Source organism: Saprospiraceae bacterium, from assembly GCA_016719615.1.
In the GTDB taxonomy this organism is placed as follows: Bacteria; Bacteroidota; Bacteroidia; order Chitinophagales; family Saprospiraceae; genus Vicinibacter.
The window spans coordinates 1-26,085 of sequence record JADJYQ010000001.1 but is presented as its reverse complement, the minus strand read 5'-3'; the positions used below and the strand labels follow the sequence as shown (position 1 = coordinate 26,085).

The following is a 26,085-nucleotide window of genomic DNA, read 5'->3' as shown; positions in this document are numbered from 1 at the left end:
ATTTTTTTTTGTTGAAGTTTGATTGGAATTTGTATCTTTCTTTGGGGCACTTTGAGAAAATGCACAAGCCAGAAAATGTGTTATTATGAGTACTGGTAAAAATTTAAGTATATACTTTTTCATTTCGTTATTTATTTAAAATTGATAATAAGCCATCTAATTCATTTAAGGTCGCAGTAAACCCTTCTTTAAAGCCCATTTCTAACATTTGTTCCATACGCTCCAGTGATTCGTTATAAATTGTGATACTAAGTTTTGTAAGTCCATTGTTTTCACTGAAATTCAAATCCCAATTTGAACCCGGTAAAAATGGGTTTTCATCTTTGTCGGCAAAAGCATTCAAATATTTGAAATTGCTTTTTGGGGTAATTGAAGTATATTTTTGAATGGCATAATGTTCTTGCCCTTCTGGACTAACCATTGCGTAAAATCTGCTACCACCCACTTTAAAATCCATATTTATGGTTTTCGACAAGTATGGTTTAGGTGCCCACCATTGGTCAAGAATTTCTTGTTTGGTAAATGCGTCCCATACAAGTGAAAGATCTGCATTAAATTCTCTGTCTATAAACACCGTTTTACTTGTCTTGTCAAGCTTAAAGTCAAATTGTAAATGATTCATTTTTTATTTTTTTGAATTGTTGATAATACATGGTCTAATTGATTAAATCGGGTTTCCCAAATCTTCCTGAATTGTTCGATCCACTTATCAATTTCTTTCATTTTGTCAATTTCAAGGGAGTAATAAATTTCTCTACCCCTGTGCTCTTGCTTTACAAGTTCACATTCCGTTAAAATGCGTAAATGTTTAGATATTGCTTGTCGAGTTGTTTTGAAGTTATCAGCAATGACGTTAGGAGTCATTGCCTGCAATGCAATTAAAACCAATATGGCTCTTCTTGTTGGGTCTGCAACTGCTTGAAAAATATCTCTACGCATTGGTCTGATTGATTTAATGAAACTAATCGGTTGCAAATATATGCGCAACTTTTCGGTTTCGCAAATATTTTCACTTTTTTTATAAAGTTTGGAATTTCAGGCGGGCCTGCCTGTTTGAAAAATGTCATTAAAACGTCCTAAGGGTCGTAAGGATCAAAGAGTTGTCATCTTTGTTGGGCTTTCCGGCTAAACTCCTGAAGTATCCATCACTCTGCTATAATTGAATGGCTTTTGCTTTTAAGCATAACAAACTATTTTCCATTCAGAATAATTTATGGCCTAAAAATGAAACTCAGATCAAAATAATCATATTCAAAACGCGAATGTTATGCAAATCATGCTGTAGACAATCCGAACTTTCGCCTGAAATCCCCATAGATTAAATTTCACTCCAGGCATCCAAACATAAACTACTGTAAGTTTTCCCGCAGAATTGCGGGACAGGCGCTCAACAGTGTTTTTATTGTTCGCACTGTGTGCGTTACGAAAACTCAGTTTTTAGATGCACTACTGTTTTTGATTACCGAACAAGGCTCTTCTTTTTAAAATTTCTTTTAATCTTATTTTAGCTGCATGTGCTACTGTTCGTTCAAGGCACAAATAATTGAAGTTCCGACAAAAGTTTGTTTGATACAGTGTCCGTTTATTCATTGTTATGAGTCAACTTGGTATAAGATAAGTGAAGTGCCATCGTTGAAACTATTAAAGCAACAAAACCAAACACCACTCGAAGGTGTTCACCAAACACCCACTTGTTTACTAATTCCATTGTCAGAGTTGGATCCAAACTTATTTCCTTGTTCCAGAACAAGTATTTGTTGATTGGAAGAAAATAGAACATGGTGAACAGAAATGCACCCAAGGTAAGGACGAGGTGAACACTTAGCATAATTTTAATCTGCTTGTCGGATTTCCAATATGCAAAAAAGCTAATTACCGAGAGCACAACAGAAACTGGGACAACTATCCGAAAAAAATGCCCCGGGTCTGCATGAATGAAAAAAGTTCTATAACTAGTAAGTAATTCCACAGTACCAGCCCTCCAGTTGGACATCACGACAAAAAAGTCAAACAAGTGTCCTGTCAAATAAACTGTAGAAATAATGGTATTAAGCCAAAGAAAAATTCTTTTTGTCATGTTGGTTAATTTTAGTTTGTCAAATTTAATTTCTTGAAGTCAGTTTAAAATAAGCATTGTTCCCAAACATTGCGGCTAACACAAAGGAAAGTTGATGATTGCCGGATAAAATTACGGAATGGAAATCAATTCTACTAGCAGTTTTCAACTTTTCGAGTTGAACGAAGCCGGGCTTTGCTATAGGGGAATTGTGCCTGTATGCCCACTCTCCATAATCTTGTTTGGAGTCACGGAATTTACATTCGGGTATGTCGAACTATTTTGTGCAGCGCCTGGTGGTGATCTGCCTAAGGTTTTGCCCATGATGGGTGTCCATCAGATTTTATTAGATCCTCAAAATTGTACTCAAATCATATTGCCATGAGTGGCTCAGTTTGCACCGGAATTGGTGGCTCACTTTACTCTGGAATAGGTGGCTCAATTTGGACGGAATACTCTCTTGCAGTATCCATCACTCTGCTCGGCTTAATGACTTTTGCTTTTAGGCATGGCATATTATTTTCTTTTCAGAATGATTTATAGCCTTTAAAGCAAACTCTGATCAAAATATTCATATTCAAAACGCTAATCTCTTGCCAATCATTCTGTAAACAATCCGATCTTTCGCACGACATCCCCACAGATTACAATTCACTCTAGGAATCCCAACTTAAACTACCGCAGGTTTCGTTCAACAGCGTTTTCATTGTTCGCACTGCGTGCGTTACGAAAACTTAGTTGTTAGCTGTAGTTTTCTTTCAGTCATGACTCTCTGTCTTTGGTGTATTGTCCTCGTATTCTGGTTCTTCTGGCGGAATAAAGAACATAATAAAAGTAAATGCAGTTATTATGATAGCAATAATTGGAAAGAAAAACGACGCAATAAGTGCGCTGATTATCATCACGTTCCCTATAAGAATTTTATTCCTGAAGCGAGTCATGAATTTGTTGGATAACGAAGGGTCTACAAGGCGATGATTGCCAAACGCATAAAGTACCATAATTACGGCTGCCAATGAAGGCAGGTAATAACCAATGCAATAGGTGGTTACAGCAACCTGACGAAACTCGGTATGAGTTGTATACTCACCCATAATTGCTGTCGTAAACGGTATAAAAGCGATAGTCATTAAAAAAAAGATATTGATAATATTAAACGTGTGGTTTGTTTTTTTTACCATCAAATGAAAATGATTCATGCTGCTCCACCACACACCTATGATAAAAAAGCTTATTACGTATGATAGATAATGAGGCCAAATGCTCAATAAATAATTGCCTAGTCCGCCAGCCTTTTGTAGACTCTCATATCCCGGAACTTTTATTTCAATAACGAGCAATGTTATCGAAATAGCAAAAACGCCATCCATGAAAAATTCCAAACGGGAAAATGGTAATGAAGGATTAATTTTCCTTGCCATAATAATCTAATTTTCTAGGTTAATATAATTACTGCTAACACAAAGTAAAGTTGATGATTGTCGGATAAAAATACGGAAGGGAAATCAATTCTACGAGCAGTTTTCAACTTTACGAGTTGAACGAAGCCAGGCTTTCATATAGGGGTTTGTTCAACGTGCAGGCATAGACGCTTCACCGCCTACCGATAGCAGCCAAAATTAACAAATTAGATTTTCACTAACAAATAAAATTATCCCGATGTATCGGGAGAGAATGATTATTGAAGGTTGGCTGTGTATTGTCTATGCCATGATATGAGAGGTGCTATTTCACTTTTTATCAACACGCTTAATTGGATTTTGGCGAAAGTCCCATATTGATTCTATGAATATTGCTTCTTCGGTTTCTTTATAAATTATTCCATAATTATTAAATGGAAGCAGCCTAAATAATGATAAATCGGTTTCCCTTCCAATATTTGGATAAATTGAAATTACTTCAATTCTTTTTTCCAATTCATCAAGCAACCAAGAAGAGAATTCAACACTTCCATTTCGTTGGATATAAAACTGAAGGATGCTATCAAGTTCTGAGATTGAAGTCTCGGTCCAGATTACTTTCTTTTTAAGCATTCTTTAAAATGTTGCAAAGCTTCATCATTGGACATAATTCTTCCATCTTTAATGTCAGATTCGGATTTTGCAATAGAAGATCTAATTTCATCGCTTAGGATTAAGACATCTTGATTCTCATTTCTAAGGTTAAGAATTATTTCTTCCAATTCATTTAAAAAGCTTTCATCTTCAATTGAAGCAATTTTGCCGATTAATCTATCTTTTACCGTAATAGAACTCATTTAAAATAATTATATACAAATTTAAGGTATTTATTTTTATGGTGTAAATACTTTTTGGCATCTCTCATAAAGTGGCGAAATTGACGAAGTGCCGCATTTGAGGTATGCCAAAAGTAAAACTTTCCGTTTTCTTTTCCAAACCTGCCAAACAAAATTCCATGAAGGCTGCATTGGGCGGCTGGCGTGCATGCTGTGTTAGAGCCTGTACCTTCAATGTTATGCATTTACTAAGTTTATTGTGGATAGTTCAATTCCAATTTCATGTATTGCATTAATTATTCTCTCAGTTTGTTGCTGCGACGGATTCTTTTTCCCTTGTACGTACTGAGAAAGCAATGTCGGATTCATACCGATTTTTTCAGCTATAACTTTAGCATTTAAAACTCGGTAATATTGAAAAAATTGCTTAAAGTCGATTGTATATCGAATGACAAATTTAGGTGAGTTGTTCTTTTTATCTTCAAAATATAATTCAGTAGCTTCGTAAGCATTTCCAATTAATTCAGCCAAGTTCTTACCTGTTGTATAAATAGGTAACTTTTCCGAATAAGCTGAGAATCCTGTTCTTGTTTTCTCAATAACTATTCCTACTTTTTCAATTTTCTTCATTTTGTCTTTTTATTTATACCTGCCTCTTTAAGAATCTTTGCTTCAAGCCCTTTGCCGATTTCCTGGCTTCCATGATTGGGAAACACTATTACATTCGTTTTTAAGAAATGTTTAAGTTTAACATGCGATCCTTTCTGACTAATTGGATACCATCCAGCCTTAAGTAAGATTCTGTATAATTCTGAGCATTTCAATATTGCAAAGGTAAATAATTATTTACCTAAATAAAAAATTATTTTGAATCAGTTAGGGTATTGGCTCAAACGAAAGGGTGCACACGCAGTCGCCCTTGCGCATGCGCCGTGCACAGTGTTATATGGAAGTTTGTCAATCCTTTTGATTGTTAAATTTTTTACCAGTCTTCGGGAGTAATGAAAATGCAAACTTTTCTAGTTTGTAAATCAATCCTATATTTAATGAGACGTCATTTGTGTTGATAAAACAGCCATAATTACCAAGTCCTCCATCAGCAGAATTTATTATTCCTCTACTGTATGAATTGTTCACAACCAATTTAAATTTATCTCGGAGCGGAATTTCTATGCCAATGTTTAGATATATTCTTAAATCAAGAGTATTAAAATCATTATTTGCGCTACTTTCACTTGGCCAGTAAATTCTATTACCATGGAAAGTTTCATATGAAATCCCCCTTCTTCGCGAATTTATTAAAGTTCCAATAGAAGGCCCAAAATTTAGATTGAATGCAAACTTCTTTCCTAATGAGAGTTCTGGTAATAATGAAAAGTATAAATAATTAGCATGAATATGGTCATCACGTATTGTTTGAAATCCAAGTCCACCATAACTTGCTTTTAAATTCAAAACTTTATTAATAAAGGAAATTTGTGAACCCACCGTAAAATACTTTTTATTTCTTGGCTTAAGGAATACAGAGAAACAAAAAGTAGGTTGAGAATTATATTGAGCCCCATAGTGCGTTGGCAATGTTGTTGATCTATCGAAATAAGTTGATCTATTATAGCCTCCGGTTATGCCTATTATAGATTGTCCATATGCACAATTTACTAAATCAACAAGTATAATAATCATACATAGAGTGCATATTTTCATTTAAATATATTTTTTTCCAGAACAGACAGCTTGATTAAGGTATTATTTACATTTAATCGGGTCATGCAGGGGAATTGCACCCCTACATTCCCTCGGAACCGTACGTGAACCTCTCGATTCATACGGCTCTTCTAGTTTAGTTACAAATTTAATTACTTATCATTTTGGATATACCATTTTATTGGTTGTAACATTGTCTAAAATTGAAGATCATCCCATTGCTGGTTGTCAGTAAATTGTAGACGTAAACTAGCTTAGTCCTTCGCTCCTCTTTCATTACAAAAGATTCATCACTACTACGACTAGGTCTGCCGCCTATATCTCATGCACATCCTTTTATGTTTACTTCCTCTTTCTCAATGTTATATTTCTACATGCCGCCTTCGCGGTTCCCTCACTTTCTTCATTGTCGTGAAGAACTCGCTGTCGCGAGATCGTTCGGTCATCCTTATTACAGCCTATGTAAATGTCTTGCCAACTTAACCCCGGTTGTCATGTATCCAATAATCAGGTAACCGATACATTCTGCCGCAGATACAAACGTAACTACCTGCTTTTTACAACATTTTTGCCCTTACGGAGCTTCATCATTGGTTCACTTTCGTTCAACTCAGTTACACTCACCTAAAGTAATCAAGTTACCGTTTTTGCTTTATCGCTCACCACCACATCGTTTCCTTTGCAGCAGCATAAAGTGGTTTGATGGCTGTTCCTGAAAACCGCCATCGAGAGACCTTCTCTCATCTGTTTTAAAGCATCAGCAATTCTTTAATTGCTGTTCAAGTCACACACGTGTTAGTATTGACGACGTGCCACCATTTGATTAATGCCAAAAGTGAAAAATAGTTTACCTTAGCCAAGCTTGAAACCTCTAATATTTTGGTGGCATGATCGTCAATACTGTGTTAGTGACGTTTACTTTTCCAATTCTTATTTTATGTTAGTTTTAAAGAACTGTTTTGTTAAAATTTTTCCATCAGAGAAGATTTGAATCCAATATAGCCCTTCAGGTAGAATAGAAATATCAATCTTCTGATTTGTAACTTGCTGAAAAAATAATAGCTTTATTCCTTGTGTATTAAATATTGAAATAGATTTCATCTTATCAACATCACTCAAGTTCAAATAATCAGTGCTCGGATTAGGCCAAATATTAAAAACTTCAGTATTCTCTAAATCTTCAGTAGCTACATAAGACTTAACCAACTTTCCCCAATTATAAATCCTATGTCCTCCTGTCATGAATGGTTGTATAAATAAAATTTCTATGGTACTATCAGAATGTAATTTACCCCAATAATTTAACCATGGAACTGAATCTGGATATCCCACCATTATACTATCATTTCTAACTTTCATCCAATTATATTTAGAAAATACTGAAACTACAGTATCCGCATCATTGAAGTAATTAATATTAAATTATAAGGCACTTTAATATCAGGTCGTAAGTAGAGTCCACTTGATAACCTGCATATTCGCCAACCACCCAATCCCTATTTTTAACCCAATTATGTTGGCCTAATACTAAACTTGGAATTATAATTAACAAATTAAGTAACTTATTCATATCAATCCATTTGTCTTGAAATTTCAATATCGTGCATTAATTTATCAATCATTACAGGAGGATCAGCAAAGCTTTTTAAAACTTGTTTGACCGGCATGGCATGATTTTGTGGAAACAAGTATGGTTGAATTACTGCCACTTACTTCAAATCCTTCTTGTAATTGTACAAAGTCTTGTGCCGCCAGATGATGATTTCCAATTGAAAAGACTGCCGAACCTCCTGTGCCTCCAATAGTTAAATTTTGCCATAAAGTACTAATATAACTGCCGGAATTCGTTGTAAGGAATGTTTGCGGAGTACAATTCTGACGAATTTGCCATACTTTTTTATGTAATCAAGGTCATAATTAAAAGGCATTTGTGTTGTTCCTTGGATGAATGGAATACAATATTGAAATGCCGGCGTATAACTATCTATAATAAAAGGCATGGCAGTTAACTGTTCTACATAAATCTTCTCCTTTGTATAACGATGAAAAGTATCAGATGTGTTATAAAAAACATCAATAAATGAAGGGTTCCAATCGCAGCCTACTTTAATCCAATTACCTGGAGTTTCAGGAGGTGATGGTGTTAAAATATAAGGGTATGGTGCTGGATTACCCGCTGAAGATTCATAAAGCATGAAAAAATGTAGTATCAAATTGAGGTCCTGAATAATTTGGCGTCGGCCTTTCTTTTCTAAAATGGATGTTTAAGTTTTTATTCCAAAATTGTCCAGTCATTTCAAATATATCTAACTCACTATATTCTGCAGATGTATCGCTAGCCCACATCCACCAATTGGGACCGTAAGAATTGCTTAAATGTGCTACAAAATTACTCGTCCTATACCGCAATTCAAAATAACCATATTTAAAGAAGTTTTTGCCATATAGCATTCCAGAACTGAATCGAAATGGCACATTTTGAGTTCCAATAAAATTTCCATTATTATCATACAGCCAAATAGCTGCATTAAAGTCCTCCCTCCGGCTAATCAATCTCTGAAAGCCTGTACCTAAAGTGAGTATTCCGGCCAAAATGAGCCACTGATTCCGGTGCAAAATGAGCCACCGATTCCGGAGTAAAGTGAGCCAGGGATTCCGGAGCAAAGTGAGCCACTCAAGGCAGTATGATTTGAGACCTATTTTGAAGTAAAAATTACTTCAAGATGGCCAATCAAATTGTATCTATGCAAAAGCTAAGAAAACTATTAAAATTGACTTTGGAAGCCTTATCTGATCGTAAGATTAGTCAGCTTACCGGAATGTCGAGGAATACCATTGATAAATACAAAGAGGTATTCGATAAGCATCCTTTGAGTTATCAACAATTACTTAAACTATCGGACAAGGAGTTATATTCTATTGTCTACCCTCCAGCTGAGCAAGACCCCAGTCATGATGAATTATATCGTTTGTTCCCAGATATGGAAAACGATTAACAAAAGTTGGAGTGACCAAACTTTTGCTCTGGGAAGATTACAAAAGGGAGTTTCCTCAGGGTGTTCAATACTCCCAATTTTGTGAACATTTTAAACGCTATGAAAAAAAGTCAGCAACTCAGTTATGTGTTTGATCATAAAGCCGGGGATAAAATCATGATTGATTTTGCAGGTAAAAAATTGCACTTAGTGGATCCCGATTCTGGTGAACTTATTCCAGTTGAAGTATTTGTTGGTATTTTGCCCTGTAGTGGATACACATTTGCAATCGCTATTCCAAGTCAAACCACACCTGATTTTTTATACGCATTAGAATCAGCTCTACATTATTTTGGGGGCGTTCCACAGGCGATCGTTACTGACAACCTAAAGCCTGCTGTAAACCGTGCCAGCAAGTACGATCCTGAGTTGAATAAAAGTATGGCAGATTTTGCGGAGCATTATGATGCCGCAGTATTACCTACACGCGCACGCAAACCAAAGATAAAGCCTTAGTTGAATCTGCCATTAATATCCTATATACCAGAATTTATGCTCCGCTCCACGACAAAATTTTTCATAGCCTTCGAGACTTGAATGAAGCCATTCGTTTATTGCTTGATAAGCACAATAGTATTCTTTATCAACAAAAACCATTTAGCCGCAAACAACAATTTGATTCAGTAGAAAAAAATCAACTAAAACCATTGCCTGAACTAAAATTTGAATTTAAAAAATATCAACAAGCAAAGGTTCAACCCAATTGTCATGTATTGCTTAGTGAGGATCGCAAGTATTACTCTGTACCATACAGTTATACTGGTCAAAAAGTTGATATTGGGTATACCGCCACAACCGTGGAAATATTTTCTAAACATGAGCGAATAGCCCTACACCAAAGGAATAGAACATGGAGCAAGTATACTACCAATGGAACTCATTTGCATCCCAATCACCAATATTACCGTCGCTGGAATAAAGATTTTTTGTCCAGGAAGGGGCTAAGATAGGAGAACATACAATTCGTTTTATGGAACAACTATTTGCGCAGAGCAAACATCCTGAGCAAGCTTTTAAGCTGTCAGGGAGTGCTCCATCTTGCAACAAAAAACGGAAACGATAAGGTAGATCAGGCTGCTGGAATCTGTCTACAATTTGATTATGTATCATACCGGAAATTGGAACAAATTCTCTCAATGGATTTTCAAAATATCAAATGGGACGAAGCTTCTCCAACCCAATTGGATCTTTTTCATGAAAATATCCGAGGTCAAATGTATTATAAGTAATCTTTTAAATTATCTATATGAATCAACAAAGTACTTTAGATGCCATGCGCAACTTGCGGTTAACTGGAATGGCCGATCGATACGAAGCCATTATTCAGTTACCAGCACACCAAAAACCAGATGAATCCATTTTAATTGGCCAATTGGTAGAAGCTGAATTTTTGCACCGTAATCATCGCAAAACTCAAACTTCTGTAAAGAATGCAAAGTTCAGGTATCAAGCTAATCTTAACGATGTGATTTGTACACCACAAAGGAATCTCTCAAAAGAAATAATTTCTTCAATATCGGATTGCTCGTTCATAGATCGTGGTGAAAATATTATCATTACCGGAGCTACAGGTTGCGGGAAAAGTTTTCTTGCATCTGCTATCGGATATCAAGCTTGTATTAAAAGGCAAACGTGTCGCTTATCTTTCATTACCTAAACTGTTTGCAAAAATTAAATCAGATAAATTGGATGGGGCATTCCGCAAAAGACATTGATAGACTTGAAAATAAAAATCTTGTTATTTTAGATGACTGGGGTTTGACTCCCCTCGATACTCAGGCTCGTTTAGCTTTGTTGCAAATAATGGAAGATAGACATAACAGATATTCCACCATAATCGTCTCTCAACTTCCTGTAGCTGCATGGCATCAATATATTAATGAAAATACCATTGCCGATGCTATCCTCGATCGTATAATACATCAAGCTCATAGAATTGAACTAACCGGTGAATCTTTACGCAAAATGTCAAAAATTAATCAACAATAATTACTTTTGGCTTATGGTCTTTTATCTACTTATTGAGTGGCTCAGTTTGCTCCGGAATGGGTGGCTCACTTTACTCCGGAATTAGTGGCTCAGTTTAGACCGGAATGGGTGGCTCAGATTGGCCGGAATATTCAGTTTCATCTCGGCATTGTGCATAACGGATTTGGCATAGACGCTGCATCGCCAAACCATTTGCAGCCAAAACTAAGAAATAAGTTTTAATTACCGAAAAAATTAAAATAGAATGATTTTTGATGCTTGGCGGTGTAGAGTCTATGCCGTGTTAGTGGCCGATTAATTGAATATATCAAGGTAATTCATTCCATATAATTTTATTATTTCACGAATAGTAAATATTCTTTCCTTAATTCCAGTGGAATAATAAAGTTTGCATTTGATTGTATAGTCAGCATAATTAATAAATGAATGTCGAAATAATGAAAAAGCTGCTCTTATTACTGTAGTCTTTTCATTTTGAAAGATGGGGCTCGTATTTGGAATTGAATAAATATTTTTATTTGCTTCTTTTCTTATGAAATATTTCTGAATGGGGTTATATGGTTCATGTGAACTGTGGAAATATAAATCCGTTTCTACTTCCAGTTTATAATTTGATTGAGTCTTTAAAATATTTTGTGTTTAGCCGAACAGAAGCATTCATATAAAATTACTTAATTCTGTTTTCAAAGTAAATATACAATTGATTGTAAATAATAGGCCAGTTAAATCTGGATTTCTTCCATTTTGGCATAATCTGCAATGCGGCCAAGTAAATTGATTTTAGAGCTGATTCATCGTTTGGGAAGACCTTTTTATTTCGTGTAAATTTTCTTAATGAGGCATTAAATGACTCGATTATGTTTGTCGTGTAAATGAGTTTTCTTATTTCCGGTGGATAATCCAGGAATGGTTAGGGCATCCAATTATTAGTCCAGGATTTAACCGATTGGCTGTATTTGTCTCCCCATATTGATTTAAAACGTTCTAAAGCAGCTTCAGCTTGTTTGACATTATCTGCCTGGTAGATCGCTTTTAAATCTGCGGTTACTGATTTCCGATCTTTAAAACTTACATGTTTTAAAGAATTCCGAATTTGATGCACTATACAGATCTGGTGGATGCTTTGAGGAAAACATGATTCTACCGCCTGCTGTAAGCCGGTCAAATTATCAGAACACAAGAATAGAATATCCTGAACTCCTCTGAGTTTTAAGTCATTAAAATTTTGAGCCCAGGATGCTGCACTTTCATTCGTTACAATATGGATCGCCAAGATGTCTTGTCGCCTCAAATCGATTCCAAGTACCAGCATTGATGCTTTTGAAATGACTTTGCCTTCATGTCTGATTTTATAATGAATCGCATCAATCCAAATTACGGCATATATCGATTCTAAAGGTCTTTGTTGCCATTCCTTTATATCTTCCAATAAATTATTGGTGATGAGTGAGACTTTCATTGCTGAGTATTTTACTCCGTAGGTTTGTTCGGTAAACTCAACAATATCTGTAGTACTCATTCCCTTAGCATACAAAAGGAGAATCATGTCCTCAATTTCTTGGACCATACTCTTGTGCTTGGGAACAATCACCGGCTCAAAAGATGCTTGCCGATCACGAGGAACTTTAATGGTAACTTCACCATTTTGCGTATTTAGTGTTTTTTTTCGAATACCCATTTCGGATATTATCATAAGGAGGAGATTGTCCTTTAGAATAGCACAAATGAGCGTCCATCTCCGATGAAAGTAAGGTCTGTACAACACGCTTAAAAAGCTGGTCTCGTAGGATATTAAATTCTTCTGGAGTTTTGAGTTTCCTTTAATAAGGAATCCAATAATTGGTTTGTTTTTTCATTCATAATACAAAGATTTTAAATTGTTGATTATGAATGCAATAAATTCAGCTTATTTATTTTACTTAGTCCGGAGTTTCCCACATTTCAACAGCACCTAGTTCCATGTTTTAAATTACAGGACCTGTGCTATTGAAATATGGAAAACTCTCCATAACTTTTCAAAACACAAAATTATTTAGAGTCCCATTTGATTCAATACTTCCCTAACATTTTCAATTTGAAATCCTAAATAAAATTCAAGATTTTGTAATCTTGAAGGACTCTCACCTGGATAATTAGGAGTTGGTGACCAATTTTCACCTCCTGATTCAATTATAATTTCTGATATTTCTAGATTTACAAAATTTGCTCGATTATATAAATCTCTTATTTCATATTCTTCCATTTGAACAGATTCGAAATTGAATCGCTTATAATATCTTTTATCTGTAGTCATGTGAGGGGCATCTAGACTTCTCGGAATATTAACAACATATATAGATTTGGTGATATTTCCTTGTATTCTAATAGGGTCAATTACAATTTCAGATATTCTTCTATTGATATTTGTATTAATTACTTGTTCTAACCATTCTTTCGTAATAGTATTTCCATCTACTGTAACAATCTTTGAAGCTACGTGATTTATTTCTTCAATTCCATAGATAATTGTTCCACCATCTGAGTTTGCAAATGATGAAACATCTTTAGCTAATTCTCTTTTGCATTCCTTATTATTGCTTAACCCATCCCCTCTTTTAAAATCAAGATGAATTGATTCTTCTATTTGATTTGTAATTAATTCTAAAATATCTTGTTCTGTAATAAGCTTCATAAATATTCTTTTTATTGGCCACTAACGGATTGGTTATACACGCTGCACCGCCAAACCAAGAGCAGCCAAAACTAAAAATTTATTTGTCATTCCGGGAAAAAATTAAAAGAGAACGATTTAGGATGCTTGGCAGTGTTGAGTCTATGTTGTGTTAGGCAGAGTTAATCTGTTTCGCATACTATTTAAATACTTAAATGTATCTTTCTTTTTCATTCTTAGGTATTTTTCATCTCTGAATCCTATTCCTAATTCATATTGATGGTTGAAAATTTCTAATGCTTTTGGGCCAGGGTAGAAACTTTTACCTTCATCTGGAGGAATCTCAAATTGTGAATTCATAATGAACGTCGCCCATATTGAAAGCTCTTCTGTGGTTCTTAGCTTTCCTTGCATTTTTTCTCGAAGTCGCAGATACTTTATTAGCGTAGATATATCTTTATTCAATTTTTTAAGTGTTAACAATATGACTTCAAAGTCGTCGATACTGATAGACAAAGGAAAATTGTTATCAGCTTTATTTAGGTCTAATAATTCGTTCGTATTAATTTGAGGCGTTCTGAATTCTTCCAGTGTTAATACTATAGAAAAAACGTTGGGATAGTCAGATGTTGTAACAGTAAAAATCGATTCTCCTTTGTTATTTTGGACTTCAAATTTTTCTTTCTCTAGAAATTTTCTCTTGACTCTCCAACACTGATCATATCCTTTTTGAATTGAATTTTTTAAATCTTGCCAAGTATTGTTCAAAAATAACCTTGACATTTGGGACACCACTAAATTTTACTTCATTATGAGCTTTGTTCTCAATGATTAGGGCTAGGTCCTTGGTTAGAAGTAAAACATCCTGTCCTTGACCATCAACTTTATATTCATTGAATGCTCTGGCTTGTTTTCCAAAGTAAAATTTTAGAAGTTCAACAGTTTTATTCTGTAACCATTTTCCCCGGTGTATGAAGAACTTCTCTTGCCTATCTGAATTTGTTACTAAATCATATAAAAATCTGAAAATACTATGTATTAAATGTTTCTGAAAAACAATTAAATATTTATTAGGGGAATACTTATAAATGGGCTTCAGTAGCAAAGGATTGATTTCAGTATAATATTTGTAGCTGGGCTTTTCACCTCTCTTAATCGTAAATAAATCGAAAAATATTTCTAGTTTTTTAGGAGATATGTGCCTTTCTAATACACACATATCTGGAGTATATTTAATTCTTGGGTCTGTATGATACTCAACTAGTCTTAAAACATCTGGATCGTCACCTTTATAGTCCCATGTGCTTGGTGGGGCTCCATTATGTTTTAATAACTCTTCTTTTACTGTTAGGGAACGAACTAAAAGATTATACGATTCTTTCATTCTCTCGGATAAAGTATAATCGATAACATTGTAAATCCCCGTAAAATCTTCAACTTTTAGTCCTGAAATTGATTCAATCACAGAGTTAAAAGGCGTGAATAAATCAGTTACTTTGTTAATTTCCTGCTCTTCAAAATTTACTGTTGAAGTGTCAAAATGAGAGTCGAATACTGGAACACTTATTTTATATAAATCGTAATACTCGTCAGATACTTCTCCTTCTTTGGGCATCATTTCTCCATAATAGGCAGCCCTCACTTTGATTGCTTGAACTACAATATCTTTCCAATCATTGTTTTTTTCATCTACCTCTTTTTTTGAAATTAATTCGGCATTAGAAGTTACATTTAATGCGCCAAGATGAGCAAGTTGTCTAAAAGGTGAGCTAAATCCGTTGAAAGGTGGTAAATTGATTCGTGGATTAGCTTGCATGCTTGCAAGGATAGCGATATTTGCAAGAAAGTATTGACTATCGTAAATACTCACTAATTCCTTCAGTTCATTTGCATCTTTATCAACATTAAATTGTATTTCTGGTAATTCTTCTAAATTAATTTTTTTTCCAATATTGCTTTTTGGCAACCAAGATAACAACATTCTTATTTTAGTTTTTACCGTTTGCATAAAAGAAACTAGTAGATGCATTCTTAATACTTTATCTTTTAATTGCGCCAAACGGCGGATTTGGCATACACGCATTCATGCCACATATCGGAAGCCAAAATTAGAACATTAAATTTTATTAAACGAAAAATATTAAAGCCAAATAATAATAATCTTTAGGCTGGAATGAGTGTACGCCGTGTTTTGGGCATTGCTATTTCTCAATTTTAAAGGATTCCTTTATAAAATTATTATTTTCTAATATTATTAATTCACAATTAATATTTAGTGGATCGTTATAATAAGATATTAATAGCCCAAATTTATACTTATAGTTCATGTCATACATAATATCTTCAACATGATTTCGATCTTTATCACTAATTTTTCTTTTTTTAGCTTCTACAACAAGATAATGTGGGATATTTTCGTATAGTTTAATTCTCTTATGAACTATTATATCAGGTCTAACCTCAATCAGTTGGCCTGTTTGTAATGAAGTCACCAACTTTTGATTATTGATGTAACGGTTGTATTCTATATCACAATGATAGCTTTGCATGTTATATTTATCTAAAAAATATTCAAAGTGACAAGCGAGTCTATGATTAATAGTTGTTTCATGAAGTTCTCTATTTAATTCTTTTGCATCTGAAATATTAGAAGATTCTATAGCAATTGGAGCTAATAATTCAGGATCTCTTTCAATTAATCGATTAATGGAATCATAGATAAATTCAGTTGCTTCATTCTTTTCTATTTCTGAATATATATGATACATAAGATAATTTTGCATTATCCACAACGGATTTGGCATACACGCATTTCCGCCACATGCCGGAAGCCAAATATTAGATTTGTTGTGTACATCTATGCCAAAAGTGAAAAATAATTCTTCAGGCGGTATGGTCGGTAATACATTGTTCCATGCTTTTTTTAATTTAATTATCCTAATCATAAAAATCTTGTTACCATTCAATTTGTTTTTTTTGCAAATTTTGGTACCTAGTTTTTTTTAATATTAAACAAATGTGAATGAGTTTGGAAAATAGTCTTTACATATTTATTTTCAAAACTACTATTAGTTGAAAATATATTTTGTTTCAAATTTGTTAATTCTGTGGCATCCATATATAAGTACCACTTTTGTCAATATATCCAAGTTTACTATCTACAATTACTCCAGCCACCCCACATTTGAAATCAAGTGCGTTTTCGAACTGCGGACTAATTACCATAATTCCAGACTTGTCAATAAAACCGACTTTATCATTTACTGTTACACTTATCAGGCCGTCAGAAAAAACTCCTGTTCCATCAAACTTTGGAAGGATTTTCATTTTTCCAGTTTTGTCAATACAGCCCCATTTCTTATCAATTCTTACAGAAGCCATCTCTTCAAAAATGAATTAACTTTTTCAAACTGTAGGTTGATTACAATCTTTCCTGACCTGTCAATATAACCCCATTTTTTATCTATACATACAGGAGCCAGTCCATCTTTAAATGAACCCGAATCATCAAACTGTGGGCTGATTACAATCTTTCCTGACCTGTCAATATAACCCCACTTTTTGCCTACAAGCACACTAGCCATACCATCAATAAAAGGACCTGCACCATCAAACTTAGGTTCAATTACCATTTTTCCCCGTTTTATCAATAAAGCCAGCTTTATTGCCAACGCCTAAATTGCAATTCCTTCATTAAAATCACTTCCATAATTAAATTTCGAAAACTCAATTATAATTTTTCCTGTTTTATCAATAAAACCAGATTTATTGCCGATGGCTGCTCGGGCCATTCCTTCTTTAAATTCAGAAACTAAATCATACTGCAAATTTATTGTGATTGCACCTTGTTTATCGATAAAACCATATTTGCCATCAACAGCTACATAAGCTAACTCTTCAGAAAAACTTCCAACACCATCAAATTCTGGATTTAAAACAATTTTACCTGAGTCATTTATAAAACCAGATTTATTGTTTTGTCTAATTGGAAATAAGCAACTGGTTAGCTTTTTTGAACCTTTCACTTCGTCACTGGAATTTAAACCTTTCACTTTGTCACTGGGATCTTTACAGTTAAAAAGGAATAAAGAACTGATCGCGAAGAGTCCTATTAATAGAATCAAGGATTTACGAAGAAATTGCGGAATAATAATTTTTTTCATAAGCTTTTTTTATTGATAAAATATTTAAATTTTTGATTTAAATTTAGCAGTATATGAAGCCATTTTTTTTAATAATATTACTAATTTGAAGGATTCCATACATATCTTCCCATTTTGTCAATCATACACCATTTTTTATTCATTTGTACAGGAGCAAGCCCGTCAGTAAATGATAATGCAGCATCAAACTGTGGCTTTATTATCATTTTTCCTATAGTGTCAATATAACCCCATTTTTTACCTACAAGCACAACTGCTAATCCTTCATTAAAACTATAGGCTGCATCAAATTGGGGCGTTATGACAATTTTGCCTGACTTGTCAATATAACCATATTCAATGCCTAACTTTATCTGACTTAGTCTTTCATTAAAATTACCAGCAGCATCAAATTTTGTTGTTATGACTATTTTACCGGACTTGTCGATATAGCCATATTTATTGCCTAACTTTATTTTTGCTAATCCATCATTAAAACTAGAAGCGTCATCAAATTGGGGCGTTATGACTATTTTACCGGACTTGTCAATATAGCCAAATTTATTGCTTAACTTTATTTGGGCTAATCCATCATTAAAACTAGAAGCGTCATCAAATTGGGGCGTTATGACTATTTTACCGGACTTGTCAATATAGCCAAATTTATTGCTTAACTTTATTTGGGCTAATCCATCATTAAAACTAGAAGCGTCATCAAATTGGGGCGTTATGACTATTTTACAGGATTTGTCAATATAGCCATATTTATTGCCTAACTTTATTTTTGCTAATCCTTCATTAAAATAGTCAGCGTCATCAAATTGGGGCATTATGACAATGTTGCCGGACTTGTCAATATAGCCATATTTATTGCCTAACTTTATCTTTGCTAATCCTTCATTAAAACTTGAAGCTTCATCAAATTGCGGCGTTATAATAACTTTACCGGACTTGTCAATAAAACCCATTTTATAGTTTTTTACTACAAGAAAAAGACAACTCGTTTCTTTTTTTATATTTGAACTATCGCCACTGTAATCCTGACTAAAAAGTAATGAAGTAATGATTGAAAAGAATCCGGTTAATGCTACCAAGATTATCTGAATGTATTTTGGCATAATTATTTTTTTATATAAATTGCATGTAACGGATTGGCTATACATGCTGCACCGCCAACCATTATCAGCCAAAACTAAAAAATTAAATTGACATTACTGGAAAAAATTAAAAGAGAATGATTTAAGATGACGGGCGGTGTAGAGTCTATGCTGTGTTAGTGGCTGTTATTTTAGATTTCTCGAGTTAGTATTAATACTCAAGTATATCGCAAGATTGAATACCTGTCTGTAGAAGGTAGGTTTGTTGCTCTTCAGTAAATTCATCTAGTTTTGTTGGTTTAATTTTAATTCTACCATATGATTCTCTTTTTGCTTGCGTGTTTTCAATAATTTCTAACTGTTCCGCTTCTTCATATTGGGGCCAACCAACAACGTAACCACCCAGCATTTTATAAGCTTCAGAATTTACCTTTAGTTTAAATATTACAGTCCTATGATGTGTATTCCAAAAAATTGTTTCCCTTGACAAACATTCTCCACTGTTAAGACTTTCAAGTATTTGCCTTATAATTTCCTTATTTTCCTTGACCTGTTCAAGTTGAATTTCCAGTGCCGCTTTCATAAATTCATCAGATGTTTCCTCGATTAAGCTAGTTAAGTTCTTTTCTTTTCCAATTGAAGCCTCATAAAGAATTCCCATTGCTTTTGAAGTAAATACTGTCTTTAATGAATCTAAAAATCCTTGATCGATATTTTTCATAATTTAATTTTTTTAATAATAATAGCCACTAACGGTTTGCAGCTTGGCGAAGTGGCGGAAATCGAAGCACAAATGTTCAGTTCATTACAAAAGTTCAATCGAAGTACTGCTTTTGAATTTAGCACTAAACCCGCCATTTTGCCAAACGTTGTTATGCACAGTCTTTTTTATTCGGTTAATTTTGGAATAAATTGCGCTATTATTTTCCATTCATTTTCATAGTAATTGTTGTGAACTGATTTTCCTTCTGCTGTAAAACTTGTGAAGACTAAGCGTCTTATATCTTCATAAATGTTTTTTGGTAAAATTTTGTATTCAATATTTTCAACCGTTTGATAAACAACTTTGTAACCTTGTAAATGCAAAAGTTCTCTGTTTGAAATATTTTCAGTTTTATGAGCTTTAAAAATAGTTTCTAAACCTCGTTTTTATTTTTAAAGCAATAATTGCATCCTCTTCAATCAATTTTAGATAAAGAATGTTAGCATTTGGATTTTTGCCATTAGAATAATGATAATTCATTCTCTTTTCTAGTATAGAATTTACATAGACTTTGTTTATATGTCCATTGTCGTAGCATTGAAGAAGAAAGCCATCTTTAAACCTTTCGTCAATAGGTAATGAAAACAAACAATTCTCTTCTGAATGTTCTTGTACTTTATATGTGTTGTCACTGAAAAGATTGAAGTAGCAAGAATTTTTACTATCATAGGAAAATAGATTTACCTGATTTGATTCTTCCAAATCTTCTTCAATCATATCAATGAATGACTTGTGTTTATGATTTGTTGTCGTGCCATTTAATTGGTTTATAGAATCAGATGTTTCACTATTTTCCTCTAAAATGTCAATGTATGATTTATGTTTAGGCAAAACATATTCAGAAATTTCTTCCTCATTTTCAAATTCTATTTCATCTTCAAATTCTTCTTTTAATTTAATTGGTTTTTCAATAGTTGTTTTATGGTCTTTCTTCGTGTTTTTTTCAATAAAATCAATGATTTTTTGTATTTCTTCTTGCGGACTTCTTTTATATGCTGAATAAAGTACACGATATACTTTCCAACCAACACGTTCTAAAAATTCCTGTCTTTCAATATCGTAAGCCACGTCTTCAGGAAGTGAATGAAAAGGGTCGCCATCACATTCTATAGCAATCATTTTTCCGTTATTGTGAACGACTAAATCAATTTTAAAGTTAATATAAACTTGTTTTCCAAGTTTGTGATTATAAAAAAGTTCAGCTTCTTTTACATTGTATTGTGGTTGGATATAACTAAACCCATTTTCAATAAGTGCTTTGGCAATATCACATTCAAACCAGCTGTCAAATGGTTCAGGCACATTGTGTCGGTATCTTTCAATATTGTTGTTATCAATTTGTAATTGAGAAATTGGTTTTGCCTCATCTTTGAAGAAACTCAATATTTTATTTCTAAAGTCATTTGTTTGTAAATCGTTATGCTCAACAGAATGAAATAAAATCATTTGTTCTTTTGCACGACTTAATGCGACATTAATTTTTTTAAATTCATCTTGGTCACTAATAATTGCTCGAGGTTTTGCATTTTGGTTTTCTTTCAATTTCTGAAAATCTAATGCAACTCCAAGAGAAACAATCATAACATCTCTTTCATCTCCTTGAAATTTTGGAGAATCTTCTATGATAAGTTTATGCTTATCTATTTTCTCCTTTCCAAATTCATTGGCTAAATCCTCCTTTATGTCTTTTAGTTTTTCAGTATGCTTTGTCAATCCTAAACTTACTACACCAATGGTTTTATTTGCATATTGTTCGTCTTTTAGAATTTTTTGAAGAAATTTTTTGATTTCGTCAATCTCTTTGTAAACAATTTTGTCTTCTGTAAATGCATCATTTACAAAAACAGTTTCTTTTGGATTAAGTCTGTTTGAGTTAATTTGTTTCAGAGGTCGTAACGAATTGTCATAAAAATGAAATTTTGAGAATTCAATAATTTCAGGAACACATCTGAAATGTTCTCTCAAAGTTAGATTTGCAGTCCCCGCAACCATCTTTGAAAGCATAAATAAACTATTATCACTTTTTATATGCAGTGCATTTGCTCCTAAAAATTTAAGATGTTTATTTTTAATTGATTCAAAATCCTTTTTCGTCTGCTCCAGTTTAGACTACTTGGAGATGTTTGTTTGTCATCGCCAACAATTATCATATTCTTCCGCATAATAGCTTAAAATAAGACTGTTAAAGTCTAATTGACTTGTTTCGTCAACAATAACTTACTAAATCAAAATTTTCAGGTTCAAGTCTTCGAATTCAAAACATCATTGAATTTCATAACCCAGCAAGATAAACGCTTACTTATATCAATGCTATTTTTTCGTGTTAGAACTTGATATTGTGTTTGATTCCGAATTTTTCTAACACTTTGAGATAAATTGTATTTATATTCTTCAAGTAAATTTATAAAAGCATCAATTTCATTACTTTTAAATTTGCTTTTAAAGTTTGACTTTGCTAGATCAAACAAAATATCACATTTAACTTGGAATATTTTTTTGTTGATAAATGATAGCTCTTCTTTGCATTTTTGTAAATCAATAAATTCGTTTTCTTTAATAAATCTATTAGCAGAAGCAAATTCAAAATTTTCTTTTGAAATATAATGAATAGGAATGTTTTCAAGTGAATCAAAAGTATTCGGAAGCAAATCTCTCAAAGATTTTTTTAGGTTGAGAAAGGTTTGCTCTACCTCAAGTTGCTTGCCTATTTCTAAAAATTTAGTTTTTAAAAGTTCAAAATCTTGTACATCTTCAATTTTTTCAACAGGTAAAAATTTTGTGAATTCAATTTTTAATGAAGATTGTTCAATTATTGAATCAATGTTTTTTAATACTTCAAGTTTCTCAATTAATTGATGATTTATTCTTCCTAATTTGTCAATGTCGTCTTTAAATGAAATTGCTTTTTTTGATAAATTATCTATATCAAACAAATTGATTTGTGTGTGTTCTGAAAAATTGATAAAGTCCGCATTGAATTGAATTTTGGAAACAACTTCCTTGTTTGTTTCAATCTTCTTTAAAACTTCATTTAAAACCAAGCTCTTTTCATTCAGATTGGAGTTGTCGTCATAAGAAAATGAGTAACCATTTTGTTTCAACAACGTGAAATTTTTGCTGATGATAATGAGGTTTTCAATTGCCGATTTCAATTGCAATATTTCGGTTTTAGTATTACACTTTTTGCCGTTTATAGTAAATTGCTCTAAATATGAAACTTGCTTAAAATTGGAATTGGTAAGTTTTGTGAAAAATCCTGCTTTACCATTTTCAGCAAATGATAGGTAAGTTTCAATGTCTAAAAGATATTTTGTTCCATTTTCAGTAAGATTGCTGAACGATTTGTTTATTGTGATATTTTCTTGAGTAAACCTATTGTTTATTTGTTTCTCTAGATTCTCTAATTCTTTAATGTTTTTGAGAACAATATCCGAGTTGGAAAATTCATTTGCAACTTTTGTAATGTTTTCTAATTGAATTTTTAACACCTTATCTTTGGAATACTCATTTAATCCCAAATAATTTGATTGCTTGATGTATTGCTCTTGAATAGATAGGACGTGTTTAAAATCAAAATCTTCTAAATTCTTCAATATTGTTGAAATGTCAATATTGATAACATTATTGTATCGGATTTCTATTCCAACTAATTGTTTGTATTTTAAAATCTCATCTTTTATAATTTCAAAATTGGATATAATTTCATTGGATAACTCATCTTGAATCCAATTCCATTCTTCGGATTCTTTTGATTCAAATTTTTCAACAATTTGATAGGCTCTCAAATTCTCAAAAGAATCATTAATTCTGATTTGAGTATATTCTTTTTCAAGGGCTCTAATAATTTCGGATTTTAATTTTACATATTCAGCTTTTAAATTATCTAACTCTTCAATTTTTGTTTCAACATTTAGATAAAAGTTGTCAGTCAGAATTTTTGAAATATTGCCAATACTTTTTTCTAAAGAAAACCGATTTTGATTGGTTTCCAATTGAATTTTTGTGAATATCAAATCATCAAAAGTTTCAGGGATTTTATCAAGTAAAGATTCTAAAGCCTTATCCGTTTGAGCAGTAACAAGTACTCTTTTTCCTTGTGCTAACAAAGAACAAAGTATGTTTACAATTGTATGAGATTTTCCTGTTCCAGGTGGTCCAGTTACAACTGTTAATCTGTTTTTAAGATAATTTTCATAAATTTGTTTTTGTTCTTTGTTGAATGGAAGAGGAAAAAACACAGAAAAGTCGTCATCTCCATTTAAGTTTTTAGCTTTGGATTTATGAGTTTCAAATAGTTCGTCTTTAAAATAGTTAGGTTTTGTATAAGAATTGCTTCCTGATGATTCAGGGTTTCTAACTAATAAATTAAATAGTTTTGCTTCTATTTCATTTTCATCATTGTGTTTGATAATTGAATCCGTTAATTTTTCGAAGAAACGTGGTTTTCTTTGTTTAATATTTACTGCAGGAGAAAACAACACTTTAAAATAATCTTCTCTGAAATGGTCACTTTCTGGTTTGTAAACTGAATTTTCAAATTCTGAATTACTCGAAATTTTCTGAATAGATTTTGCAATTAAATCTTTAAATTCGCTTTCAAAAATATACTCATAACCAAGTTCAGTAATTCTCTCTTCAAATCTATCAATGATATTTGATAATACTTCTTTCTCAATTGGAGTATTATTGAGAAAGAAAAAATCTGCATAAGGATTTTCTAAATCAGAAAATGAAATTTTTACAACATTATTTGAATCAATATCTAATGATAAAGGGAAATGAAATAAGTGTTGATTGGTTTTTGATAAATTTCCATTGTTATTAAATTTGGAATATTGTATAAATCCAAGACTTAAAACAATTTCTAAATTTGAATCATTTTTAATATCATTGTAAGCTCTGTAAAGTTTTGAGTATGTTTCTTTATTTTTCTTAAACTTTTTTAATTTTTCTATTTCAATTTTTCCCTCTGTCGAATTTTGAAAACTGACAAGTTCTTCTTCGTCTCCGTTAATACTTTCAAACTTGTTTTTAGCTTCGTCAAATTCAATAATTTCTAAGAATCTATTAGGGATTTGTATATTTGGTTTATACGGTTTTTGTAGTGAGAAAACTAGAGGTTGTCTTTTGAATTTTGAAGAAAAAATATCAATTAAAGTTGATTCACATATTCCTGATTCAATGAAGTGTTCTATTTCATCAATCCAAATAAAGTTGCTAGAAACAGTTGAATTCAGAACGTCTTTTACTCCTCTTTCGAGTAGCTTTTTATATTCTTTTAGAAAGGTTATGTATTGGTTGAGTACGTTCATTTAATTCAATAGTAAAGTTTTCTGTCAAATTTACATTTTTTTTCGGAGTGCGGTTTTAAGATTGTGCATAACGGTTGCTCTCCCGCCCGTGCCGCCCTTCGTTGGCTTTGCGTGTTTGGGCTTAGGCGGCATGGTCGGGAGTGCGTTGTTCCATGCTTTTTCTAATTATATTTTGCATTCTTAAAATCTGGTTGGTCTTTAATAATTTTTATCTTAAACTAAAAGTGAATAGGTTCGAAAAAAATGAAGTTGCGCATATTTATGAAAAGCTGAAAAATAAAATTAAACTTATTTAGAGCTTGTTAATTCATAGGATTCCATACATATATCCCATTTTTGTCAATATAACCAAGTTTACTATCTACAATTACTCCAGCAACCCCAAGTTTGAAGGCATTTGCTTTATCGAATTGGGGATTAACTACAATTTTTCCGGTCGTGTTAATAAAACCAACTTTACCTCCTAAAAGAAGGGTAGCCATCCCTTCGGAAAAAACGCCTACGCCATCAAACTGTGGATTAATTACAATTTTTCCTGTTTTGTCAATAAAACCCCATTTTTTATCCACAGATACAGCTGACATCCCTTCGGTAAATGCATTAACTTCATCAAATTGTGGATTGATTGCAATTTTTCCTGTTTTGTCAATAAAACCCCACTTTTCACCTATTTGTACAGGAGCCATCCCATCGGTAAATGATCCTGCGTCATCAAACTGCAGATTGATGACAATTTTTCCTGTTCTGTCTATATAACCCGATTTTTTACCTATATTCACAACTGCCATCCCATCGATAAAAGGACCCGCACCATCAAAATGTGGTTGAATATTCATTTTGCCCGTCTTGTCAATAAAGCCAGCTTTATTCCCAACACCTACAATAGCAGCCCTTCGTAAAAATCACTTCCATAATTAAACTGGGAAAATGAATTACAATATTGCCCGATTTGTCAATAAAGCCAGATTTATCATCAACGGCCACACGAGCCATCCCTTCCTTAAAATCAGATGCTTTATCAAATTGCAGATTAATAACAATTTTGCCAGTTTTATCAATAAATCCATATTTGCCATCAACTGCAACATAAGCCAACTCTTC

The 26,085-nt window shown here is 32.8% G+C and carries 32 protein-coding genes and 2 pseudogenes; 6 read left to right on the top strand and 28 right to left on the bottom strand.

The window, feature by feature from the left end:
* Positions 1–127: 127 nt before the first annotated feature.
* From IPM92_00170 to IPM92_00160, 3 genes are all read right to left on the bottom strand, one after another.
* Positions 128–622 carry an SRPBCC domain-containing protein gene (locus IPM92_00170; GenBank protein ID MBK9106820.1) on the bottom strand — a complete coding sequence of 165 codons (495 nt, stop codon included), beginning with the start codon at positions 620–622 and terminating at the stop codon, positions 128–130.
* Positions 619–939, bottom strand: coding sequence for a winged helix-turn-helix transcriptional regulator (locus IPM92_00165; protein ID MBK9106819.1), 321 nt, complete (start codon positions 937–939; stop codon positions 619–621). The genes IPM92_00170 and IPM92_00165 overlap by 4 nt, the downstream gene beginning before the upstream one ends.
* A gap of 643 nt (positions 940–1,582) precedes the next feature.
* On the bottom strand, positions 1,583–2,077 hold the full coding sequence (locus IPM92_00160) for a DUF1772 domain-containing protein (protein ID MBK9106818.1): 495 nt from the start codon (positions 2,075–2,077) through the stop codon (positions 1,583–1,585).
* A 118-nt stretch (positions 2,078–2,195) separates the two neighbouring features.
* Between IPM92_00160 and IPM92_00155 the strand changes: the two genes are divergently transcribed.
* Positions 2,196–2,441: a hypothetical protein gene (locus IPM92_00155; protein MBK9106817.1), complete on the top strand. Its 246-nt coding sequence runs from the start codon at positions 2,196–2,198 to the stop codon at positions 2,439–2,441.
* A gap of 373 nt (positions 2,442–2,814) precedes the next feature.
* On the opposite strand, the gene IPM92_00150 is transcribed toward IPM92_00155, so the two are convergent.
* The 10 genes from IPM92_00150 to IPM92_00105 form a co-directional block, all read right to left on the bottom strand.
* The gene (locus IPM92_00150; protein MBK9106816.1) at positions 2,815–3,477 is read right to left on the bottom strand and encodes a DUF1211 domain-containing protein; all 663 of its coding nucleotides are present in this window, start codon (positions 3,475–3,477) and stop codon (positions 2,815–2,817) included.
* A gap of 309 nt (positions 3,478–3,786) precedes the next feature.
* Positions 3,787–4,089 (bottom strand): type II toxin-antitoxin system RelE/ParE family toxin, encoded by a 303-nt coding sequence (locus tag IPM92_00145; GenBank protein MBK9106815.1) that lies wholly within the window; start codon positions 4,087–4,089, stop codon positions 3,787–3,789.
* Positions 4,071–4,313, bottom strand: coding sequence for a hypothetical protein (locus tag IPM92_00140; protein MBK9106814.1), 243 nt, complete (start codon positions 4,311–4,313; stop codon positions 4,071–4,073). Before IPM92_00140 ends, IPM92_00145 begins: the two co-directional genes overlap by 19 nt.
* Complete coding sequence (locus tag IPM92_00135) at positions 4,310–4,537, bottom strand: hypothetical protein (GenBank protein MBK9106813.1); 228 nt, start codon at positions 4,535–4,537, stop codon at positions 4,310–4,312. The genes IPM92_00140 and IPM92_00135 overlap by 4 nt, the downstream gene beginning before the upstream one ends.
* Entirely contained in the window at positions 4,530–4,922 is a 393-nt protein-coding gene (locus IPM92_00130; GenBank protein MBK9106812.1) for a type II toxin-antitoxin system HicB family antitoxin, read from the bottom strand. Before IPM92_00130 ends, IPM92_00135 begins: the two co-directional genes overlap by 8 nt.
* Positions 4,919–5,116, bottom strand: coding sequence for a type II toxin-antitoxin system HicA family toxin (locus tag IPM92_00125; protein MBK9106811.1), 198 nt, complete (start codon positions 5,114–5,116; stop codon positions 4,919–4,921). Before IPM92_00125 ends, IPM92_00130 begins: the two co-directional genes overlap by 4 nt.
* 133 nt (positions 5,117–5,249) lie before the next feature.
* Positions 5,250–5,996, bottom strand: a complete 747-nt coding sequence (locus IPM92_00120; GenBank protein ID MBK9106810.1) for an outer membrane beta-barrel protein — start codon at positions 5,994–5,996, stop codon at positions 5,250–5,252.
* A gap of 930 nt (positions 5,997–6,926) precedes the next feature.
* On the bottom strand, positions 6,927–7,355 hold the full coding sequence (locus IPM92_00115; GenBank protein MBK9106809.1) for a T9SS type A sorting domain-containing protein: 429 nt from the start codon (positions 7,353–7,355) through the stop codon (positions 6,927–6,929).
* A 446-nt stretch (positions 7,356–7,801) separates the two neighbouring features.
* Entirely contained in the window at positions 7,802–8,191 is a 390-nt protein-coding gene (locus tag IPM92_00110) for a hypothetical protein (protein ID MBK9106808.1), read from the bottom strand.
* The gene (locus IPM92_00105; GenBank protein MBK9106807.1) at positions 8,181–8,660 is read right to left on the bottom strand and encodes a hypothetical protein; all 480 of its coding nucleotides are present in this window, start codon (positions 8,658–8,660) and stop codon (positions 8,181–8,183) included. Before IPM92_00105 ends, IPM92_00110 begins: the two co-directional genes overlap by 11 nt.
* 80 nt (positions 8,661–8,740) lie before the next feature.
* Here IPM92_00105 and IPM92_00100 point away from each other — a divergent pair, with 80 nt between their 5' ends.
* The 5 genes and pseudogenes from IPM92_00100 to IPM92_00080 all read left to right on the top strand — a co-directional run bounded on the left by IPM92_00100 (position 8,741) and on the right by IPM92_00080 (position 11,020).
* Positions 8,741–8,992 carry a hypothetical protein gene (locus IPM92_00100; protein MBK9106806.1) on the top strand — a complete coding sequence of 84 codons (252 nt, stop codon included), beginning with the start codon at positions 8,741–8,743 and terminating at the stop codon, positions 8,990–8,992.
* 99 nt (positions 8,993–9,091) lie between these two features.
* Positions 9,092–9,487, top strand: coding sequence for a transposase (locus tag IPM92_00095; GenBank protein ID MBK9106805.1), 396 nt, complete (start codon positions 9,092–9,094; stop codon positions 9,485–9,487).
* A gap of 77 nt (positions 9,488–9,564) precedes the next feature.
* The gene (locus IPM92_00090) at positions 9,565–9,981 is read left to right on the top strand and encodes a hypothetical protein (GenBank protein MBK9106804.1); all 417 of its coding nucleotides are present in this window, start codon (positions 9,565–9,567) and stop codon (positions 9,979–9,981) included.
* 33 nt (positions 9,982–10,014) lie between these two features.
* The gene (locus IPM92_00085; GenBank protein MBK9106803.1) at positions 10,015–10,260 is read left to right on the top strand and encodes a hypothetical protein; all 246 of its coding nucleotides are present in this window, start codon (positions 10,015–10,017) and stop codon (positions 10,258–10,260) included.
* A 17-nt stretch (positions 10,261–10,277) separates the two neighbouring features.
* Positions 10,278–11,020 (top strand): annotated as a pseudogene (locus tag IPM92_00080) (ATP-binding protein).
* A gap of 667 nt (positions 11,021–11,687) precedes the next feature.
* Here IPM92_00080 and IPM92_00075 read toward each other — a convergent pair.
* The 15 genes and pseudogenes from IPM92_00075 to IPM92_00005 all read right to left on the bottom strand — a co-directional run.
* Positions 11,688–12,880: pseudogene (locus tag IPM92_00075) on the bottom strand (IS256 family transposase).
* A gap of 172 nt (positions 12,881–13,052) precedes the next feature.
* Positions 13,053–13,691, bottom strand: coding sequence for an ATP-binding protein (locus IPM92_00070; protein ID MBK9106802.1), 639 nt, complete (start codon positions 13,689–13,691; stop codon positions 13,053–13,055).
* 141 nt (positions 13,692–13,832) lie between these two features.
* On the bottom strand, positions 13,833–14,438 hold the full coding sequence (locus IPM92_00065; GenBank protein ID MBK9106801.1) for a hypothetical protein: 606 nt from the start codon (positions 14,436–14,438) through the stop codon (positions 13,833–13,835).
* The gene (locus IPM92_00060) at positions 14,389–15,729 is read right to left on the bottom strand and encodes a hypothetical protein (protein ID MBK9106800.1); all 1,341 of its coding nucleotides are present in this window, start codon (positions 15,727–15,729) and stop codon (positions 14,389–14,391) included. The genes IPM92_00065 and IPM92_00060 overlap by 50 nt, the downstream gene beginning before the upstream one ends.
* A 142-nt stretch (positions 15,730–15,871) precedes the next feature.
* Positions 15,872–16,636: a hypothetical protein gene (locus tag IPM92_00055; GenBank protein MBK9106799.1), complete on the bottom strand. Its 765-nt coding sequence runs from the start codon at positions 16,634–16,636 to the stop codon at positions 15,872–15,874.
* A gap of 133 nt (positions 16,637–16,769) precedes the next feature.
* Entirely contained in the window at positions 16,770–16,997 is a 228-nt protein-coding gene (locus IPM92_00050; protein ID MBK9106798.1) for a WG repeat-containing protein, read from the bottom strand.
* A 41-nt stretch (positions 16,998–17,038) separates the two neighbouring features.
* On the bottom strand, positions 17,039–17,341 hold the full coding sequence (locus IPM92_00045; GenBank protein ID MBK9106797.1) for a WG repeat-containing protein: 303 nt from the start codon (positions 17,339–17,341) through the stop codon (positions 17,039–17,041).
* 3 nt (positions 17,342–17,344) lie between these two features.
* Positions 17,345–17,833 (bottom strand): WG repeat-containing protein, encoded by a 489-nt coding sequence (locus tag IPM92_00040; GenBank protein MBK9106796.1) that lies wholly within the window; start codon positions 17,831–17,833, stop codon positions 17,345–17,347.
* An 80-nt stretch (positions 17,834–17,913) separates the two neighbouring features.
* Positions 17,914–19,002 carry a WG repeat-containing protein gene (locus tag IPM92_00035; GenBank protein MBK9106795.1) on the bottom strand — a complete coding sequence of 363 codons (1,089 nt, stop codon included), beginning with the start codon at positions 19,000–19,002 and terminating at the stop codon, positions 17,914–17,916.
* A 118-nt stretch (positions 19,003–19,120) separates the two neighbouring features.
* Positions 19,121–19,630, bottom strand: coding sequence for a hypothetical protein (locus tag IPM92_00030; protein ID MBK9106794.1), 510 nt, complete (start codon positions 19,628–19,630; stop codon positions 19,121–19,123).
* A 167-nt stretch (positions 19,631–19,797) separates the two neighbouring features.
* Positions 19,798–19,995: a hypothetical protein gene (locus IPM92_00025; protein MBK9106793.1), complete on the bottom strand. Its 198-nt coding sequence runs from the start codon at positions 19,993–19,995 to the stop codon at positions 19,798–19,800.
* Positions 19,996–20,032: 37 nt separating this feature from the next.
* Positions 20,033–21,676 (bottom strand): hypothetical protein, encoded by a 1,644-nt coding sequence (locus IPM92_00020; GenBank protein MBK9106792.1) that lies wholly within the window; start codon positions 21,674–21,676, stop codon positions 20,033–20,035.
* 236 nt (positions 21,677–21,912) lie between these two features.
* A complete protein-coding gene (locus tag IPM92_00015; GenBank protein MBK9106791.1) occupies positions 21,913–24,984 on the bottom strand; it encodes an AAA family ATPase in 3,072 nt (1,023 codons plus the stop codon).
* Between the two features lie 302 nt (positions 24,985–25,286).
* The gene (locus IPM92_00010; GenBank protein ID MBK9106790.1) at positions 25,287–25,820 is read right to left on the bottom strand and encodes a WG repeat-containing protein; all 534 of its coding nucleotides are present in this window, start codon (positions 25,818–25,820) and stop codon (positions 25,287–25,289) included.
* Positions 25,821–25,848: 28 nt separating this feature from the next.
* The coding region (locus IPM92_00005) for a WG repeat-containing protein (GenBank protein ID MBK9106789.1) at positions 25,849–26,085 on the bottom strand (237 nt) is incomplete at its 5' end.